Source organism: Chryseobacterium sp. PCH239, assembly GCF_018924625.1.
GTDB classification, from domain to species: domain Bacteria; phylum Bacteroidota; class Bacteroidia; order Flavobacteriales; family Weeksellaceae; genus Chryseobacterium; species Chryseobacterium cucumeris.
Genome location: NZ_CP073027.1, coordinates 3912382 through 3930834, shown reverse-complemented (window position 1 = coordinate 3930834; position 18453 = coordinate 3912382). Strand labels below are relative to the sequence as shown.

The window sequence follows — 18453 nt, the reverse complement described above, 5'->3', positions numbered from 1 at the left end:
CCTGTCAAGGCTTGGAACGTTGACAGGGGTCTTTAAGATTTAGCAGTAAATATATCTGCAATTCCAAACATCTATAGCCCATTCACAGCATTGTCCATCTTCGTTGGAAGTACAGCATACTTTTCCCCAATTTAAATCTCCGGCTTTTAAACTCTTTAATTCCTGACGGTTCAATTTTTTTACTTTGATTTCTTTGTACGTTTTCATAATTGTTATTTTTTATGGTTTAGTTATTAAATATACATTAAAAATCACAATTATGAATAAACATTCAATACCAACTACTTGATTAAGTATATATAATATTAATTATTAAAGATAAATTTTGAGAATATGATGAAACACCCCGGCAAAAGATCAAAGAATTTTTGCCACCATTCCAAGGGAGCCGAATTCTTACGTCTTTAGTTGGGATATTTGTTAAGATTAGATGAGCTTGATCTCTACTTACATTTTTCGGAGTTCAAGGATTTCCGGTCTTTCGGAGGTATCTGATATTTTTCCGGTGCGGGCAAATTCAGCCCAGAGCGCTCTCAGTTTTTTACCATTCTCATGAATACGGCTCCATGGAATATCTTTCAGCAATTCGGAAGATTTCCAGGCTGATTCATTCCCGAAAATTAAAGGAAGATCAATACAATGCGGCGCTCCGATATGGTTGTCTTTCAGTTTTGAATGAATTCTGAATAGATAGACATTTCCACCGGCATCCGCCAGATTCCGGGCAAACTGTCTTGCTGGATTTCCATAGATAAGCGCAGTCGTTTTTTCAACCGTTTTATCCATAATTTTTAAACCTAATCCTTTTCCGAAATATTTATTTAAAGCCTCTGAGGTTTTAAGATAGAATGCCGTTTCATCATTATTTAAACCAATCAGGACATCAAATTTCTGAGCATTTTTTTTCCACATTTCCACAGAATCTTCTTCTTTACACAAAGGAAAATGTCCGTATTGAGTTCCGAAAGGCATCGCAGCTTTCAAACCGTATTTTATTATGGAAGGCACAAATGCTTTGTACTCATCCATCATTTTTAAAACATCGGTTTCCTCTTTCAGTACTTCTGTTTTTTTCAGAAATTCTGCAGACATTTTTTGTCTTTTATGACGTAATCCTAATGGAGCACTCTGGATGATCAAGCGCTGGAACAAATCCTCCACTCCTTCTGATATCATTAAATGGGCAATAGCATCACCTCCTGAAGACTGCCCGAGAAGGGTGATATTTTTTCATCACCTCCCAGATCTGCAATATTGTTTTTAATCCACTTTAAGGCTTCAATGATATCCAGCAATCCAAGATTGGCAGGCCTTTTTTCATCACCACCTAAAAAACCAAATAATCCTAAGCGATAGGAAACGGTAACTACAATAATATGTTGCTCTTTCACCCATTCTGCAGGATCAGCAGTGGCCAGATCTCCACAGCCTATTTCATGAGAGCCTCCATGGATCCAGACAACAACAGGGAGTTTTTCATTTCCAGATATAATTTGCGGCCGGGTTATGGAAAGATACTGGTTAGATTCATCTGCTTCAAAACTTTCAACAGGTGTCGCTCCGATCATTTTTTCCACAAGCGGACTTAAAGCCTGCGGGCACACCGGAGTTTTTCCCGGAGAAATAATGATTGAAGATAAAGAAGCTTCTACGGCGACTGGTTTTTTAAATCTTTCAGAATGGGCGTACCGGATACTTTTAATCCTTATAATTCCTTGTTCATTTAGTGCTGTAAATCTCCCGAATCTGGTATTAAAAACAGTAGTGTCTTGGTGATTTGGTGTCATCTTAAAACTGTGAAAACTTTTCTCTTTAAATTTAATTATTTAAACACAAATTTCACAAATGAGTACATAAATATTCACTATTAATTATGGTATCATTGGTGAAAAGATTAGTGTTATTCGTGTTAAAAATAATTTAACCTCTAATTCCGCAAATGCAGGCACAATATTCACAAACCATTATTGTGTGATTCGTGTAAAAATTAGTGTTATTCGTGTTAAAAAACTAGTTGAGGGTTTTATATTCGCTGGGAGAAATTCCTACTTTGGTTTTAAACAGCCTTGTAAAATGCTGTGGATATTTAAAGCCCAGATCATAAGAAATTTCACTGATTGTTTTTGCCTGATCCAGAATCTGTTCTTTAGCAATATCAATAAGTTTATTGTGGATAAATTCTTGTGCGGAAATTCCCAGTTCTTTTTTTATCAGATCTCCGAAATAATTGGCAGAAAGATTTAGCTTTTCCGCAAAATAGTTCACCATAGGAAAACCTATATTCTTCGGATTTTCAGATTTTAAATAATCATCCACCAGATTTTCAAATTTACCTATGACACCCTGATTGATATGATCTCTTGTAATGAATTGCCGGTCGTAAAAACGCATACAGTAGTTCAGAAAGAGTTCAATATTATTAACAATTAAAGATTTACTGTGTTTATCAATAGACTGTTCCAGTTCCAGTTTAATATTTTTAAAGCAATCCAATACTACTTCTCTTTCTTTTTCTGACAGGTGAAGGGCTTCATGTACATCATAGGAGAAAAAAGAATAATCTTTCATATTCTTTCCTAGATTGGTTCCTTTTATTAAATCCGGATGAAAAATCAGGGCAAAACCTGCAGGCTGAACAAATCTGTCTTTATTATAAATTCCATAGGTCTGGCCGGGAGCAATAAAAACTAATGTTCCTTCCTGATAATCGTAGCTGTGTTTTCCGTATTGCATATCACCACACATGACGTCTTTCAGAAAAACGGTATAAAATCCAAATTTTCTTCTATACTGACAAATAGGATCAGACTTGGAAAAATCAATGATACTTACCAGCGGATGCAGGGTTTCATGATTCGCCATTTTATTGTACTCTGAGACCGTGTTATAAATTTCAACCTCCTGATTTTCCATGAAGTATATTTTTATTGCTATTCAAAATTACCACTTTCATTTGTAACTGAAATGGTGCCTGTAAAATTGGTAAGTAATTCGGTAATCTGTATAAGTTTTGTTTACAGGAAAGTTTCGACTTTTGTATCGTTATAGAAACTTTTAATACGGACATTCCTCAAAGGGAAAAGCTTTTTCAGATGAGTTCTCTTAAGGAACAGCATAGGTTCATATTGAATATCATAATTTATAACCCTAAATAAACTAAATATAAAATGAGTACAATCACAGTAAAAGCTTATGGTGCAGCGTCTACCACAGCAGATCTGAAAGAAATGAATATTGAAAGAAGAGAGGTAACCGCAAAAGATGTAGAGATTGAAATTCTATACTGCGGAGTGTGCCACTCTGACCTTCATACCGCAAGAAACGACTGGGGTGGATCTTTGTATCCTGTAGTTCCGGGACATGAAATTGTAGGAAGAATTACCAAAGTAGGAAGTGAGGTTTCCAAATTTAAAGCGGGAGATCTGGCAGCAGTAGGATGCATGGTGGATTCATGCGGACATTGTGACAGTTGTCAGCACGATCTGGAGCAATATTGCCAGAATGGATTTACAGGGACTTATAACGGAAAAGATAAGCACCTTGGAGGTCATACTTTTGGAGGATATTCTCAAAAAGTAGTTGTTGATGAACATTTTGTTTTAAGTGTTCCTGAAAATTTAGATCTGGCAGCAGTAGCACCCCTTCTGTGCGCAGGAATTACCACATGGTCACCGTTAAGACACTGGAACACTGGTCCGGGTTCAAAAGTAGCCGTTGTAGGATTAGGCGGTTTAGGTCATATGGCTATTAAACTAGCAAAAGGACTGGGAGCAGAAGTTACTTTATTCTCAAGAACTCCGGGAAAAACGGATGATGCGAAACAACTTGGAGCAGATCACGTTGTAATCTCTACGGATGATTCCCAAATGGATGCTGTAAAAGGTAAATTTGACCTTATCATTGATACGGTACCTTACGAACATGATATCAATCCTTATATGCAGACTCTTTCTCTGAACGGAACTCTGGTTCTTGTAGGATTCGTTGGTGAATTCCAGGAAACGCAGGTAAGTACAAGACCTATGATCTTCCAACGCCGTTCTGTAGCAGGATCTTTGATCGGAGGTATTGCAGAAACCCAGGAACTGTTAGATTTCTGTGGAAAACATAATATCGTATCTGATATCGAGCTGATTAAAATGCAGGATATCAACAATGCATATGAAAGAATGCTTAAAAGCGATGTAAAATACCGTTTCGTTATTGATATGCAGTCTTTATAATTCTTCTATAAAATAGTAACAGAAACAGGTTCTTCAGATTGAAGAGCCTGTTTTATTTTTTCAGGTTTTGGCTAAAAGCATTTTGATCCTGATTCGTTATATATCTGTTTCCTTCAGCACATTTATTATCATTTCTTTCCATATCCTGAAAAGCCCATGCTGCCATGGCATCAATCACGGGAGCCAGTTCATTCCCTGCTTCACTCAGTTTATAGGTCACATGAGGTGGCACTACAGGTTTTGCTGTTCTGATAATGAGTCCGTCTGTTTCAAGCTGTTTCAAATGCTGGATAAGCATTTTTTCTGTTACAGCAGGAATTGCTTTTTTCAATTCGCTGTATCTTTTTTCTCCTGTGGAAAGATTGAACAGGATAATCGGTTTCCAGAATCCTCCAATTCTTTCCATAACGTACATTACAGGACAATCCTGCACTGTTTTTTTATTCTCCTGAATGGTTGAACTTTCTTTAATCGCTGTCATATCTACATACTTTAGGGTAAGTACTTGTATAAAAGTAAGTACAAATATAACTTTGTTCTCAGAAATAAAAAATATTTACATATGAAAATTATAATCACAGGATCACTAGGAAATGTAGCTAAACCATTAGCACAAAAGTTAATTGCCGACGGGCACAATATTACCATAGTAAGCAGCAGCGATGCCAGAAAACAGGATATTGAATCTCTGGGTGCAACTCCGGCCATTGGGTCTATCACAGACGTTGATTTTTTAACACAAACATTTGATGGAGCGGATGCAGTTTTTGTGATGACCCCTCCAGCGATCAGCCCGGATAAAATTGTGGAAAACACGACCAATGCAGGAAAAAATTATGCTGAGGCTTTGAAAAATACGAATGTAAAAAGAGCCGTCATGTTAAGCAGTGTAGGTGCAGAATCTCCGGTAGAAAACGGTCCTATTGCGGGTCTTCACAATATTGAAAAAATATACAATGAAGTAGAAAACACTTCTTTTACTTTTTTAAGAGCCGGATATTTTTACAATAATTTTTTCAATGATATTCCTTTGATTCAAAATGCAGGAATCATTGGAGGAAATTATCCTGCAGATATTGAAGTACCTGTAGTACATCCCAATGATATCGCCAACGCTGCCGCTGAAGAATTGGTAAAAGATGAAAAAGCTAACAACATCAGATATATTGTAAGTGATGTAAGAAAAGCTTCTGACTTTGCAAAGGTTCTGGGAACATCTGTTAATAAACCTGAACTTCCATGGGTAGAATTCTCTGATGAAGATTCTTTAAACGGAATGCTTCAGGCGGGATTACCTGAAGATATGGCTAATTTGTATGTTGAAATGGGAAGAGGAATAAGAACCGGTGTTGTACAGAAAGATTTTATTGATCATGGTTCCCCGGTTACAGGAAGTGTTAAATTAGAAGATTTTGCAAAGGAGTTTGCTTCTCAATTTTAATTTCTTTTGTCTTGAAACAAAAGAAACAAAAGTTCAAGACTGGAATTAAAATGCTAAAAATAATTTTTGTTCTCTAAAAATTCTAAACTCGCGCGGTTTCACTATTAATTTAGTATCGAATTTAATTCCCGCGCTTCAAACAGTAGAATTTTCTTAACGCTTTTAATTCCTAAGTCAATTTATAAACAAGATTCGGCGCACCTTTGGTGCGCCGAATCTTGTTTATAATATCTTTAATTCAATACTATTTTTTGTTTTTTAAAGTTCTTTTTAAAACTTTCAGTTTCCCGTCAATAGGCTGATCAATTTTTAATCCTAAAACCTCAGCCACCAAAGGATAAACATTGATGTTCGCAAATTCATCAATCACCAGATTGTTTTTAAATTCCGGTCCCCAGGCAAAAAAAGTAGCTTTCATTTCCGGTACCACTTTAGGATTATAACCATGTTTCCCCACTGATGTTTTCTTACCTTTTTCCAGGAAAATCTTTGGTGCTTTCGGAATCAGAAGAATCTGCCCTATTCTGTTGTACTGGTCATCTCTTGTAGCGAAATGCAGGTATCTGGGAAGTTTTTTATCAAGATATACTTCGTAGTCGTCTGTTTTATTGGCTTTCAGTTGTTTATAAACCGCTTTTACTTCATCAGGGTTTTTAACATAAACTCTTAACAAAGTCTGAGAATTGTAAAAATCAAATCTGTTTTTATCAACAAGAAGAGCCGGAATTTCCAACGGTGTACCTCCATCTACTTTAATCATTCCGTGATCGGAAACAAAAACAAAGTTGACATTTTTTAATCCTAAACCATTTACTTTCTGAACAAGATCACCAATAGCCTGATCTATAAGATGAACAGCAGTTTCCGTTTCTTTGGTATCCGGACCATAATGATGTCCGCTTCCATCTACTTCCGGGAAATATAATGAAATGAAGTGTGGTCTTTTATCTTCCGGTAATTTCAGCCAGTTGACTACTTTTTCTACTTTTTCTGAAGGGGTAAATTTTTCGTGATAAGGATAATAATAAGTAGGTCGCATTCCTCCGGCGTCACTCGCAGATCCTACCCACATTAAAGAGGCAGATACCATTCCTTGTTTTTCAGCAAGCCCCCAAAGCGGAGTTCCTCCATACCAGCTTCCGTCCTCAGCATTTTTCTTACTGCTCATCGCATAGCCTTCTTTTCTCTTGTAATCGTAGAAAAAGTTATCAATCAAACCATGATGAGAAGGATAAAGCCCGGTAATTAAACTCCAGTGGTTTGGAAAGGTAATACTTGGATAGCTTGGAATCATGGCTTCAGCCTTTACACCACTATTAGCTAGTTTCAAAAGGTTTTCAGCATTGTATTTCTGAGCATAATCATAACGGAAACCATCCGTTGATATCATAATCACATAAGGTTTCGACTGTGCTTCAGTACTGTTTTGTCTTCCTGGTATTACAACCTGGGCAGTATCAATATTGGCCTGCTGGGCAAAAGCCGTAAAGGAAATGAGCAGCAGTAAAAAATGGATTCCTCGCTTCATTATTTTAAAAATTTTCGGCAAAGTTACATCCTATCCTTCTCCCTGAAAAGTTTAAGAGATTAAAAGTATATTAAAACCTCTTATTTTGTTTGAATCAAAATTAATCGCTGTTAAATAGACCTTTTCATTTCAAACTGTGACAACCAGTTGTTCAGTCCTACTCTTTCGCTAAGAAACTTATCTGTACTTTCTGAAGAATCATCCACATTGTTTAACGCTATCGCCTGCCCGTGATTTTTTTCTCTGATAGCATTAAAGAGCTTTGTACCAATTCCCTTATTTCTGTAATTCTTATCTACAGCAAACTGGTATACTTTTTTCGATGCAGGACCATAAACAATATATCCGACGAGCTTTTCCCCTTCATAAGCCCCTAAAGTCACATAATTTTCAGGCATCGGTTCCAATACGTAAACAGATCCCTGCCATGAAGGTTCAATATCCCAGAAAGAACATAACAACTCCCATTGAAAGTCTTTCAAATCTCGTATGGATACTTCAGTATTTCCTTTTTCCTGTTTAATATTCCCATTAAAGCAAAGCAGTCTTCTGACAATTGTAAAACCTAAATTTTCATAAGCCCTGATAGCAGGCTGATTTCCTTCGATAACTTCTAGCAACAGTGTATTTGCATTTCTTTCTTTTAAAACAGGAATGATAAAATCGTACATTTTTCTTACCAAGCCTTTACCTCTGCTTTCCGGAACTACTCCTGTACCGCCATTGTAAATAATTTTCTCCCCGTTTTCAATTTTTTCGGACTGAAGGATAAAGCCTACCAGTTTCCCATCTTCAAATGCTCCGGCAGACAAGTTCAGATCTAATTTTTCTGCTGCGATTTTTGAAACAAGCACTTCTTTTGTCAAGTGAAAAGGAACAACATAATCAGAAAATGAGTAATTGAATACGGATAAGAGTTCATCTATTGTGATATCTGCTAAGGTTTTGAATTCCATAGGGTCGTAAAAATTATAAGGTCAAAAAATTTTCCTTTATTAAGAATCAGGATCTACACAAATATATGAATTTTAAAGCAAACTCCCTGAAATTGGGACTTTAAGAAAAAAATGATACCCCTGAAAAATCAGAGGTATTCATTATTAAATATTGAGGTGTGTTTTTTCTGAAAAATTACTCTTTGATCAGTTTTTCATAAGATGTACTTCCGTCTTTAAACTGAATTTCAAGATAGTAACTTCCTGATTTCAGATTTTCAATACTGATGCTTTCTCCATCCGGTTTTACTGAAAGTACTTTTCTGCCCGTTGCTTCGTAGATATCAACGGATTTTATTTTGTCAGAATTTTTGAAATTAACGGTTGATTTTGCCGGATTAGGATATAGATTTACCTTATTGCTATTGGCTGTAATTTCACTGGTAGATAAAGAGGCAGCTGTCATCGTCAATGTTGCATATCCTCTTCCTGCATCATGGTATCCTAAAGAAGTTCCTCCACTTTTACGGGCATAGAAGATATTGATTGTTCCAGCCGCATTGGCAATGGCAAAATCTCCTGTTCCACCTGTAAGTGACCTTGTTGCTACTACAGTTCTTGTAGATCCGGATACGGTGTTCGAAGTTTCTGTCCAGTCCTGAGATGCATCGGCCGAAGGTGCATTAGGAACATTACTGAACGAATAGTCTCTATTGGCAGAAGAGTTATAAATAAATCCGTCTGATCCAGCAGCCATGCCGGTAGTTCCAAAACCTATTCCCATCATAGAGTTGCTGTCACCTGTTACCGTAATCGTTACTCCTGAAGGAGTTGTATCTAATTTCACCGTCATGGAAGTTGCCGGTAAGTTTACCGTTCCTGACGAAAACTGTGCCAATGCGAAATTGGCAAGAAGTACGCTTAGCGCTAGTAGAGTTTTTTTCATATCAATTTTTTAAAAGATTAATAATTTCCTTGTTATTGGTTTGTAATGCATATTCGAAAGGGGTCATTCCCATTGAATCTTTCTTTGTTTTATCTGCTTTATATTTCAGCAGCTGTTCTACCAGATCTTTATTTCCGGATTTTACAGCCCAGAATAAAGGGGTGTATCCTGTTTCATCTGCAATATTGGGATCTGCTTTTTTCTTAAGCAGATGTTCTACAAGGTCTTTGTTGTATTTAATCGCAAGACCTGCCAATGCCGTTCCTTCACGGCTTTTGTAATTGACATCTTTTACATTTTCAATCAGAAAATCGGCAACGTCTGTATTTCCTCTGTAACATGCTAAAATAAGGGGTGAAAATCCGTTCTCGTTGATCTGATTAATCACATCCGGATTTTGCTTCATCAACTCCTGTACTTCAGTTACAGTCCCATTTCTTGCAATATCAAATATTGATTTCGCTTTTTCCTGAGCAGATACTACTGAACTCAGGAACAGTCCTAATATTAAGATGAAATGTCTCATTGTTTTATCATTACATAGTTATATTCAATATTGACATTTTCAGCCACTTTCTTGGTAACCATTTTGGGAATAGTCACTTTATAATCTACAGGTCTTGCTACAAAACCTCCCTGCATATAGATTCTCCCGTCTTTGGCATATAAAGTGGCAGCAGAGGTAACGGCTTTATCTACTCCATGAAAGTTCAATGTTCCCTGCACCGTATATTTCTGAGGAATTGTGGTAAGCTTTGTTTTATCAAAGTTGACAATTTTCCCTTTGAAAGTGGTTTTCGGATATTTTGCAGATTCAGCATAGCTTTCATTGAAATGCTCTTCCATTAATTTTGTTTTAAAATGAAAGTTTTTGACATTTGAAACTGACGCCATTTCACCATTGTCTGCATTGAGAATGACAACATTGTTGTCATCCTGAGCAAAAATATCATCAAACAGTGGTACCGAAGCTTCAAAAGTTACTTTCCCTGTTTTGGAGCTATATTTTTGTGCTGAAGCGTACCCTGCAGAAAGAAGTAATACACTTAATAATGCTAATTTTTTCATATCAATTTTTTTAATTTTCATTTAGTCCGTCAGCTTTCCATTTGATAAACATATTGATTTGAGCTGCGGACATAGATCCTCCCTTTGGCATTTTCTCCGGATCACCATTAGGTCTTTGGATACGATCCAGAATTCCGTCAATATTATTTTTTACCTGATCATATGTAACCAAAGGTTTAAAACTTCCCGCAGAATGACAGCCTGCGCAGCTGTTATCCATAATGGGTTTTACATCTGCTGTATATTTTACAGATGCCGTTATCGGTGTGTTATCAGAAATCTCTTCATACGTTCTGCTGTCACAAGCCGTCAGTATGATTGCTGACGACAATATCAATAAGGATGTTAGCTTTTTCATATTAAAAAACTCTATAAAGATTAAACCCAAAGAAAATATGTCCCTTTCCCCATGCTCCTGTGGCATTGGTAAGATATCCGATATCAGAATTGATCTGGGAGTTTGTGAGTAAAAGCTGGAACACGTGTCCTCCTGTTTCTATATCTACGCCCAATGATAAAGGGTTTTTATAAAAACTGTGATCGTCAAAATTCACAAAGTATTCTGCATTTAAAGAAACTCTTTTTGAGATTTTATAGCGTCCTCCCAAACCTGCCAGAAACTGATTTTTGTTTTCAATGGTCGGTTCGTAAAGGTTTTTATGAACAAAGGAAGGCGTAAGCTGTACTGAAAGCTTATCACTGAATCTTCTTGAGATCAATGCCTGGGTAAGATAAGAAAGCCTGTCACTGAATGTAAGGTGTGGATAAGTATCTTTATCCAGTTCAGTATTAGCCCCCATTACATTATACCCCACAATATCCACCGGAAAGTTTTCACTTTGTTTTACCAGCCTGTACTTCACTGCTCCTTCAAAGGTTTTCATATTTGTTTCTCTGGACAGGCTTACCGAAACAGCATCTGAAATACCATAGATAGCACCTAATTTGGTTGAGGCATTATCCAGTCCGAAGAAATCTTTAAATCCTGCACTTATGTCACCAAATCTGTGGGCAACAATCATGTACCATTCTTTTTTGGCGGCTAGTTTCGTAGATTGTCCTGTTACAATCTGAAGGGCCTTGAAGGCCGGTTGTGAGGTTTCTGTATTGGTTTTAACAGTGTCAATATCTTTCAGCAGATCTTCCTGTGCAAAGACAAGACCTGAAGAAAACATTGACAAAAATAAGAGAGTTTTTGTCATATACAATTTGAATTAAATTATGATACAACAAACTTATTGAGTTCTCAATTCAAAAATAGGTGATAAAAGTCACCAGTCAAATTGTTTTTATCAATGACAGAAATAAACTTTTCAAACAATTGAAATTAGACAATTCTAACATTTTCATTTACAGGAACTTTTATTCCTTCTTTAGTCTGAACAATTTCACCTTCGCTTTCAATTTTTTTCAAAACTCTGCTCACCACTTCTCTGGAAGTTCCCAAACTATTGGCAATTTCACGATGGGTAATCTTAATAGGATTGTTTCCTGTGGATGAAATCTGTTGTTTAATATAGTTCAGAACCCTCTTATCCAGCCTGTGGAAAACAGCATCATTCACCATGTTCATCACTTCTGAAAATCTTCGGTCATATTCATGGTAAAAGAGTTTATTAATCTCCGGAAATCTGGTAAGCCATTCGTGCATAATAGAAACGGGAATAAGAATCGCTTCCGAATCTTCTTCTGCAACGGCATATACCCTGCTGATATAATCTGTCAGAATAGATGAAAAGGTCATCAGACAACTATCTTTCGGTTTAATATAATAGTAGATAAGTTCTCTTCCATCATTGAGGGTAAAAACCTTGATAGAACCTTTTATTAAGAAAGGAACAAATTTATTTTTCTGTCCTTCTCTAATGATTTCAGTCTTTGCTTTTATATCAATAGCAACAGCATGTTTTTCAAGCTCAGATAAAAATTCAGCACCTAAAAAACCAAATTTACTTACAGCGAACGAGTTATCAATCATATCTTATATTTTCTGCTTTTTCTTAAACAAAGATATAAAATTGATATATCGTTACTATATATTTTCATCTTATTAAATAAAATTAACAATTAATCCATATTAACATCTTTCTTTACATTCATCCAAGAAAAATACCCTGGCAAAAACCAAGGTATTTTATTATCAAACAAGCTTGTAGAGTAAGCTTTTGAATTTAGAATCTGTACTTAACATTGAATCCGTAAAAGAAATATGCTTTTCCTGGTCCCGGATTAAGATCTGTACTTACTCCTTTGGGATAACCATTTCCTGTATCAGAATCATTGATGCTGTTTCCTAAGAACAGGAAGGTATAATTGATCTGATTGGTAAGGTTATTTCCCATCACATATAAATCAAGATCAAAATTATTGAAAGATTTTTTAAATCCTAGCTTGGAATTAAGAAGTCCGAATCCTTTTACGAGATTTGTATTATTAAAATCAGAATATACATTTCCAAGATAATTATAGGTATTTACAAGATAGAACCCCGGTTTGGTAAAGATATCCAATCCAACAGCGTACTTATTTCTTGGCACTCCTACTACTGTCTTATGGTCGTACACCATTAGTTTTCCTACAGTTTTCCCTGTAACAGGGTCTTGATATTTAGGATCATAGATTGAAAAATCTTTATATTTTGTATCGTAATAAGAAAGATTTACAAAAGGAACAATTCTCTCAATAAATGAGTTCTCTGTTCTGTACTGATATCCTACACTAAACTCAAGTCCTGTATTTTTCTGACTTCCGGTGTTAGCCCAGTACGTTTGCCCGCTTGTATTACCTGGTAAAAGCAGCTGTGTAAGTTTATTGGAATAGTCTATTCTGAATGCAGAAATACGGTAATCCAGCTTTGTATTCAGTAAAAGGCCATGTACACTGAAATCAAACATTTTTGCACGTTCAGGTTTTAAATCATCATTCGTTGTATTTGTAGCTGTAATAAATGAAGAAGCTGCCGTAGGAGAATTATAGCCTTCACTGTAGCTTAGATTAAAGATCTGATGCTTCCATTCTTTTTGCAAGGCAAAGTGAGGAGTATAGGCCATGTCATATTTCTTATTGAAAGACTGGTCCTTACGTCCCGCTACCAATCCTGGCAAAGCAAAAAGATCTTTCCTGTCATAGTTGGTTCTGTTACTACTTATTCCGGCTAATAATGTAAGTCCCCAAGGTTTATAAGAAAGATAATCGATCACAAAATAGGTGGATTGATTATTATTATATTTAAAATATGAGGCACCGTTCATGCCTGTTGTTTGTAAAGGTTCTGTTTCTGAGCCTGTAAACCTGTAACTTGAAGTAGTGGAAACAGAGTTTTGTATTTCTGCTCCAAAATCCAATCGGTTTTCAAAATCATTAAACTCGTTCTTTAAGGTAAAAGTGGAACGCAACCCTACATTCGGAGAACTTGTAATTCCATAAGCTCCTGCTGAAACACTTTCTGTATTTGCATTGTAATAAAACAAGGTTGTATAGTTTCTTAAGTTTGAAGTAAGACTTACTGTATTACTCAATCCTACTCTTGTTGATTTTATTTTTGTTCCTGAATTTTTACGGATATATGCTGGGTTTCCGTTATCTATGCCTGCATAATAATCGTCATATGAAATTTGTCCTGAAGTGTGCTCGTACGAGTAAGCCTGGCTTGCAAAGAAACTTAATTGATCTTTTTTGCTTAATTTCACGGTACCATTTACATTGAAGAAATTTTTCAGTCCTCCTCCATTAGGCCTGTATCCGTCTGTTTCAAGATGTCCATACGCTGCGCTTATCGAATAATTATCATCTGCAACATTCAACTGTGTTCTGGACTGAAAGGTTTTGAAAGCCCCAAACATCGCATTTTCTGAAACCGATGCTCCTTTTGTAAAATCCGGACGGGTATAAAAGCGGACTGCTCCACCTACGCCTCCACCGTACATAGTAGCTGCTGGACCTTTGATCACCTCAACATTGGTTACATAAGCAAAATCCACATCATCCAGTACAGTAATCCCTTCAGCGTTTGTTAAAGGTATATTATTCCAATACGCTTTTACTCCCCAATTATTAAATTTCTGATCATTCCCGTATCCTCTCAGTACAAGTCTCTGCCCTCCGAAATTTGTTCGTTTATCCACCTGAAGTCCTGGCATGGTAGATAACGTCTGATCTATTGCCGCAGGGTTATTTCTATTAAGATCTTCTTCGGAAAGAGTTTCTACAGATTGTGCATGCCTTTTGAATTCAGCCCGTTCCTGTTTAATTTTTTTTCTGCCAAGGATATTCACCTCATCAATTGATCCTTCCTGTGTCTGCTGAGCATGTGCAATAGTACAGCCTAGCAAAACTGCAATGCATATATATTTTTTCATTATTTATTTTTTTTCCATTAATACTATATTCTTTTTATCGCAAAGCTCATTTCCGGTGGAGGAAAAATAATGGCTAAATAATGAGTGTTTTTTTGTTGATTGTAATATTTTGAAATGGTTTCTAAGAAATGATTTGAAAAAAAACTGAATTCTTTTTCATCAAAAACGGCAAAGGAACCTGGTATCTTAAGTATATTTTTGTTGTGACCGGGAAGATCAATCTGTAGTTTTAAGTATTTTTTTTGAATGCAAATTTTTTCGAAAAGCTCAACAAAGAATTGATGATAATATCTTTTTTATCAATATAACATAAAAAATATTTTTCACCATTAACCATACTTATTTTGATAATGTCATAAGAAGCTCCGTGAAGGCTAAATTCGTTTACTTCTTTCCATTCTGCTTCTGCCAGGTCTCTTTCAGTAAAACATATGGTTTCGTACTTTCTGAAATGATTTTGCGCAATACAGTATTGCGTCTTTTTATATAATTCTCTTTTAACATGAGAAACTACAGAATACATCACATTACTGAATAATATGATTACCGGAATACATAGAAAAATAAAAAGTAGTTTTTTGTTCAAAAAATGGAAAAATTTAAGGGGCAGGTTCTTCTGAAGACACCACAAAGGTAAATTTTGAAATATTAATTTTATACGGTACCTGAGATCCCTGGACAGTATACTCTATCCAATTGTCTTTTGGATTTAATTTTTGCGGAACAGAATTTTCTACAGGTACTCCAGCCTGCATTTGATCAGCAGTCTTTGTATCTTCACCATTTTTGTAAGGAAGATTTCCTCTTATTATTATCGTACTGCCTGAATTATTCTGTACAAACGGAATGGTATTTCCTTCCGCGCTAAAAGCTTTTACAGTGATGACACTGTTATTGTTCTTCTTCAGTTTAACAATATATACAGCTCCTCTTACTCCTGCTCTTCCTCCTATCCATTCTGATTTTTCAGCAGAGATCACAGATACTTTCTTATCCTGGTATAAAGAGGATACCGGCATCCCGCAGGAAGCCAGCATCCAAAATAATATTAAATACAATTGATTATTCATTTTCTAATCATCATCACCTCCCGTCCGTCCTAACACAAGGAAGTTACCACTATAAACGATTTCACCTTTAAACTCCGCTTTCAAAATATAATTTCCAGGAACAAGTTTTTGTCCGAATTCTTCATCAGACTTTACATTTTTCTTACTGTATACTAATCTTCCTGAGCCATCCACTATGCTTATATCCACACTGCTGTATTTAGCAGTATCAAATCTCAGATGAGAAATTCCTTTTGAAGGATTCGGATATATAATGTTCATGTTTTTTCTTGATTTGGTTTCAGCTGTTGATAAAGCAGGTAGTGTATTCTGGGTTGTCCATGCTCCTCTACCATATGTAGAAACCAAAACTGTTTTGGTAACAGGTCTGTAATCTAAGTTGGTAATTCTTACATTTCCTATATTTCCTGTTACTGAAGCCCATTCCGGAGTTGTTGCAAGGAAATTAGTTGTTCCCCAAACTCCCATTTCTGTTCCTAGTATTACTTCATTTGGATTGTCGGGATTCCTTAATACAGTTCTTACAGGCATATCAGGAAGGTTCCCTTCTTTGTTCTGCCATGTAGTTCCTCCGTCTGTAGAGTAGAAAACACTGGTAAGGTTATAATTGGATAAGGTTACGATAATTTCATTTTCGTTGGCGCCAAATTCTATGTCAGAAACAGTTCCTGTTATGGGTGAGGTCAACAAGGTAGCTGCATATCCAGTAGTGTTGGCATTTGTTACTTTAAATATTCTCCCCAGGTTGGTTCCTACAAAAAGTGTTGTAGAAGCGGTTGTATAAGGAGATACTTTCATCCATGAAATCTGCTCATTTGTTTGTGCGGTTCCTACTGTCACCACATTATTGGTAAAAGATGTTGCTGATGCAGAAAGTCCACTTGTTCTGAAAAGGGTAAGACCGGAACGGTAAGAATAGAAGACATCATTGGTTCTGTCCAGCGCTATTTCGTTCACAAAGTGCCCTAAACTTCTGTTAGCACTGGTAGTAATAAGGTTATATGCATTATTTGTCAATAAATAGTGGTTATTGTTTGTATAACTTGCAATTTCGTAGTTATCCTGATCATCATATTCTGTATACATCCCGTCACCACCTGTAGCCGATTGGCTGGTAAGGAAATTATTAGCCTGTGGTACACCATACAGCCACCATGAGCCATTATCTTGTGCTCCTGCTAATAGTTCTTCATCTGCCGGTGTTTTTGTGGGGTTCAGCATGGCAGAATAAAACTGCGTTACATTGTATCTGGTATTTCTGGAGGCTAGCCCACCAACAGCTCCGACATTAGCTTTATTGGCAGCATAATAGATTCCTCCATCATTACCAAACATCATTTGCCCTGTTGCATAATTATTATAAGGATTGAATACAATTTCATGCTGGTCAGCATGTACCTGTGAAACCTGTAGGGCTGCCATGTTATTATTATTGGACCACTTTGAGATCTGTGTCCAGCTTGTTCCTCCATTGGTAGATTTATGCAGATCAATACCACCTATATACAAGGTATTATCGTCCAGAGGATCTGTTGCAATGATCAGGTCATAAAAAGATTGTCCTCTTGTAAAGTCATTAGCAGGAATACTAGTATCGGTTGCAGTAGGCAGCGACAAAACAGGCGCAGCATCATTTGTTGCCTGCCAAGTTGTTCCGCCATCTGCAGATTTTGCTATTCTGATAGGTTCTGCAGAAGATGCACCCTGCATAAATGCATATATTTTGTTGGCATCTGTTCTTGAAAGAGTAAAGTTAACTCTCGAGCCACTGCTTCCTACATTATATACCTGATTAAAAGTATTTCCATCTGTGGATTTAAAAATTCGTCCTCCGGAATCTATATTGGAAAATCTGGAAGATCTGGTAGAAACCCATACTGCATTGTCTGCTCCAATTTCTATCTGTTGAATAGAATATCCTGTTGTGCTGGTCACGCCAGTAGTTGTATTAAGAGCTAATAAGCTGTTATTTTTTGTAAATGTTGTTCCACCATCTGTAGACTTGTACAATCCAGCCTGGCTTAATCCCTGCCATCCGTCATTAAACGAAATTCCTACATAAGCACCGCTTACTCCGGCATATACTTCTGAAACGCCGTTATTATTCCTTACTTTAATATCATTGATATAGAAATTACCATTTCTTACTCCGGAAGAAGAATAAGTTACCGGAATGGTGAAAATCTGCGTCCAGGTGGTTCCTCCGTTCGTTGATTTCCATATTCCTGATCCTACTGCATCACCGGTTGGAGCTTCTCCTGTTCCTACATAAAAAATTTGTGGATTATTGGGGTCATACGTAATACTTGAAACAGAGGTATTGGCCCAGAATGTACTTAATGGTTGCCATTCATTGGCTGCCACTGAAGGGTCCTGATTTACCCAAAGCCCTCCTGAAACGCTTCCTGCAAAAACTCTTTTCCCTGTAGGATCATTTGGGTCATACATAATTGCTCTTGTTCTTCCTCCTACACTATATGGTCCTCTTTCAATCCAGGGCTCGTCTACTATTTTGCCCGTAGTAGAGGTATTGTGATTAGAAATAAAAGACATAGGTTGTGAAGGCTGATATTTACCTGTTAAGATGTCCTCATTTACCTTTGCCAGTCCTTCAAAGTTGGTTCTCCCTGTTACAGGATCCATTGTTCTTTTGTAATCCTCTTCATTGTATAAATTAGGAGGTATTCCTGCTGCTTTTGCAATTTTATGAGCCTTTTTAAGGTTTTTGTCATATTTAGCATAAAGTTCCTGCAGGTGTTTTTGATTGTCCTTAAGTGTATTTTGCTTTTGTGCATACACATTCATACAGAGTAGAACCGCTGCAATAGGATATATTTTCATTTCATTCAATTTTTTTACAAATTTAATAAAGAAAATTAATTAT

Annotated in this window: 18 protein-coding genes and 1 pseudogene; 2 read left to right on the top strand and 17 right to left on the bottom strand. The window is 36.4% G+C overall.

What is annotated here, in order from left to right; genetic code table 11:
- Window positions 1–39: 39 nt before the first annotated feature.
- From KBP46_RS18150 to KBP46_RS18140, 4 genes and pseudogenes are all read right to left on the bottom strand, one after another.
- Window positions 40–207: a hypothetical protein gene (locus KBP46_RS18150; protein WP_157885789.1), complete on the bottom strand. Its 168-nt coding sequence runs from the start codon at window positions 205–207 to the stop codon at window positions 40–42.
- Between the two features lie 240 nt (window positions 208–447).
- Window positions 448–786: a carboxylesterase family protein gene (locus tag KBP46_RS24050; RefSeq protein WP_301285858.1), complete on the bottom strand. Its 339-nt coding sequence runs from the start codon at window positions 784–786 to the stop codon at window positions 448–450.
- Window positions 787–894: 108 nt separating this feature from the next.
- Window positions 895–1787, bottom strand: a pseudogene (locus KBP46_RS23860) (carboxylesterase family protein); the annotation flags it as partial.
- A gap of 223 nt (window positions 1788–2010) precedes the next feature.
- The gene (locus KBP46_RS18140; protein ID WP_216443832.1) at window positions 2011–2913 is read right to left on the bottom strand and encodes an AraC family transcriptional regulator; all 903 of its coding nucleotides are present in this window, start codon (window positions 2911–2913) and stop codon (window positions 2011–2013) included.
- 254 nt (window positions 2914–3167) lie between these two features.
- Here KBP46_RS18140 and KBP46_RS18135 point away from each other — a divergent pair, with 254 nt between their 5' ends.
- Entirely contained in the window at window positions 3168–4223 is a 1056-nt protein-coding gene (locus KBP46_RS18135; RefSeq protein WP_082798841.1) for an NAD(P)-dependent alcohol dehydrogenase, read from the top strand.
- 52 nt (window positions 4224–4275) lie between these two features.
- Here the strand turns inward: KBP46_RS18135 and KBP46_RS18130 are convergent, their stop codons facing one another.
- Window positions 4276–4704, bottom strand: coding sequence for a helix-turn-helix domain-containing protein (locus tag KBP46_RS18130; RefSeq protein ID WP_082798840.1), 429 nt, complete (start codon window positions 4702–4704; stop codon window positions 4276–4278).
- Between the two features lie 81 nt (window positions 4705–4785).
- Here KBP46_RS18130 and KBP46_RS18125 point away from each other — a divergent pair, with 81 nt between their 5' ends.
- Window positions 4786–5664 (top strand): NAD(P)H-binding protein, encoded by an 879-nt coding sequence (locus KBP46_RS18125; protein ID WP_062675837.1) that lies wholly within the window; start codon window positions 4786–4788, stop codon window positions 5662–5664.
- Between the two features lie 244 nt (window positions 5665–5908).
- Here KBP46_RS18125 and KBP46_RS18120 read toward each other — a convergent pair whose 3' ends face one another.
- From KBP46_RS18120 to KBP46_RS18065, 12 genes are all read right to left on the bottom strand, one after another.
- The gene (locus KBP46_RS18120) at window positions 5909–7192 is read right to left on the bottom strand and encodes an ectonucleotide pyrophosphatase/phosphodiesterase (protein WP_216443831.1); all 1284 of its coding nucleotides are present in this window, start codon (window positions 7190–7192) and stop codon (window positions 5909–5911) included.
- A gap of 110 nt (window positions 7193–7302) precedes the next feature.
- Window positions 7303–8148: a GNAT family N-acetyltransferase gene (locus KBP46_RS18115; protein ID WP_216443830.1), complete on the bottom strand. Its 846-nt coding sequence runs from the start codon at window positions 8146–8148 to the stop codon at window positions 7303–7305.
- Between the two features lie 175 nt (window positions 8149–8323).
- The gene (locus KBP46_RS18110; protein WP_120232797.1) at window positions 8324–9073 is read right to left on the bottom strand and encodes a DOMON domain-containing protein; all 750 of its coding nucleotides are present in this window, start codon (window positions 9071–9073) and stop codon (window positions 8324–8326) included.
- Between the two features lies 1 nt (window position 9074).
- A complete protein-coding gene (locus tag KBP46_RS18105) occupies window positions 9075–9599 on the bottom strand; it encodes an ankyrin repeat domain-containing protein (RefSeq protein ID WP_216443829.1) in 525 nt (174 codons plus the stop codon).
- Window positions 9596–10141 (bottom strand): YceI family protein, encoded by a 546-nt coding sequence (locus KBP46_RS18100; RefSeq protein WP_216443828.1) that lies wholly within the window; start codon window positions 10139–10141, stop codon window positions 9596–9598. The genes KBP46_RS18105 and KBP46_RS18100 overlap by 4 nt, the downstream gene beginning before the upstream one ends.
- 10 nt (window positions 10142–10151) lie before the next feature.
- On the bottom strand, window positions 10152–10499 hold the full coding sequence (locus tag KBP46_RS18095; RefSeq protein WP_065119704.1) for a hypothetical protein: 348 nt from the start codon (window positions 10497–10499) through the stop codon (window positions 10152–10154).
- Window position 10500: 1 nt separating this feature from the next.
- Window positions 10501–11343: a DUF5777 family beta-barrel protein gene (locus KBP46_RS18090; protein WP_120232794.1), complete on the bottom strand. Its 843-nt coding sequence runs from the start codon at window positions 11341–11343 to the stop codon at window positions 10501–10503.
- 125 nt (window positions 11344–11468) lie between these two features.
- Window positions 11469–12119, bottom strand: a complete 651-nt coding sequence (locus KBP46_RS18085) for a Crp/Fnr family transcriptional regulator (RefSeq protein WP_062675830.1) — start codon at window positions 12117–12119, stop codon at window positions 11469–11471.
- A gap of 193 nt (window positions 12120–12312) precedes the next feature.
- The gene (locus KBP46_RS18080) at window positions 12313–14499 is read right to left on the bottom strand and encodes a TonB-dependent receptor (protein ID WP_216443827.1); all 2187 of its coding nucleotides are present in this window, start codon (window positions 14497–14499) and stop codon (window positions 12313–12315) included.
- A gap of 229 nt (window positions 14500–14728) precedes the next feature.
- A complete protein-coding gene (locus KBP46_RS18075) occupies window positions 14729–15085 on the bottom strand; it encodes a hypothetical protein (RefSeq protein WP_216443826.1) in 357 nt (118 codons plus the stop codon).
- A gap of 13 nt (window positions 15086–15098) precedes the next feature.
- Window positions 15099–15536, bottom strand: coding sequence for a hypothetical protein (locus tag KBP46_RS18070; RefSeq protein ID WP_216443825.1), 438 nt, complete (start codon window positions 15534–15536; stop codon window positions 15099–15101).
- 36 nt (window positions 15537–15572) lie between these two features.
- A complete protein-coding gene (locus tag KBP46_RS18065; protein ID WP_216443824.1) occupies window positions 15573–18410 on the bottom strand; it encodes a T9SS type A sorting domain-containing protein in 2838 nt (945 codons plus the stop codon).
- Between the last annotated feature and the right edge of the window lie 43 nt (window positions 18411–18453).

Coding starts and splice junctions, on each gene's coding strand:
- KBP46_RS18150 (WP_157885789.1), bottom strand. CDS start 207: ATGAAAACGTACAAAGAAATCAAAGTAAAAAAATTGAACCGTCAGGAA.
- KBP46_RS18120 (WP_216443831.1), bottom strand. CDS start 7,192: ATGAAGCGAGGAATCCATTTTTTACTGCTGCTCATTTCCTTTACGGCT.
- KBP46_RS18085 (WP_062675830.1), bottom strand. CDS start 12,119: ATGATTGATAACTCGTTCGCTGTAAGTAAATTTGGTTTTTTAGGTGCT.
- KBP46_RS18130 (WP_082798840.1), bottom strand. CDS start 4,704: ATGACAGCGATTAAAGAAAGTTCAACCATTCAGGAGAATAAAAAAACA.
- KBP46_RS18095 (WP_065119704.1), bottom strand. CDS start 10,499: ATGAAAAAGCTAACATCCTTATTGATATTGTCGTCAGCAATCATACTG.
- KBP46_RS18080 (WP_216443827.1), bottom strand. CDS start 14,499: ATGAAAAAATATATATGCATTGCAGTTTTGCTAGGCTGTACTATTGCA.
- KBP46_RS18140 (WP_216443832.1), bottom strand. CDS start 2,913: ATGGAAAATCAGGAGGTTGAAATTTATAACACGGTCTCAGAGTACAAT.
- KBP46_RS18070 (WP_216443825.1), bottom strand. CDS start 15,536: ATGCTGGCTTCCTGCGGGATGCCGGTATCCTCTTTATACCAGGATAAG.
- KBP46_RS18110 (WP_120232797.1), bottom strand. CDS start 9,073: ATGAAAAAAACTCTACTAGCGCTAAGCGTACTTCTTGCCAATTTCGCA.
- KBP46_RS18125 (WP_062675837.1), top strand. CDS start 4,786: ATGAAAATTATAATCACAGGATCACTAGGAAATGTAGCTAAACCATTA.
- KBP46_RS18115 (WP_216443830.1), bottom strand. CDS start 8,148: ATGGAATTCAAAACCTTAGCAGATATCACAATAGATGAACTCTTATCC.
- KBP46_RS18100 (WP_216443828.1), bottom strand. CDS start 10,141: ATGAAAAAATTAGCATTATTAAGTGTATTACTTCTTTCTGCAGGGTAC.
- KBP46_RS18105 (WP_216443829.1), bottom strand. CDS start 9,599: ATGAGACATTTCATCTTAATATTAGGACTGTTCCTGAGTTCAGTAGTA.
- KBP46_RS24050 (WP_301285858.1), bottom strand. CDS start 786: ATGGATAAAACGGTTGAAAAAACGACTGCGCTTATCTATGGAAATCCA.
- KBP46_RS18135 (WP_082798841.1), top strand. CDS start 3,168: ATGAGTACAATCACAGTAAAAGCTTATGGTGCAGCGTCTACCACAGCA.
- KBP46_RS18090 (WP_120232794.1), bottom strand. CDS start 11,343: ATGACAAAAACTCTCTTATTTTTGTCAATGTTTTCTTCAGGTCTTGTC.
- KBP46_RS18065 (WP_216443824.1), bottom strand. CDS start 18,410: ATGAAAATATATCCTATTGCAGCGGTTCTACTCTGTATGAATGTGTAT.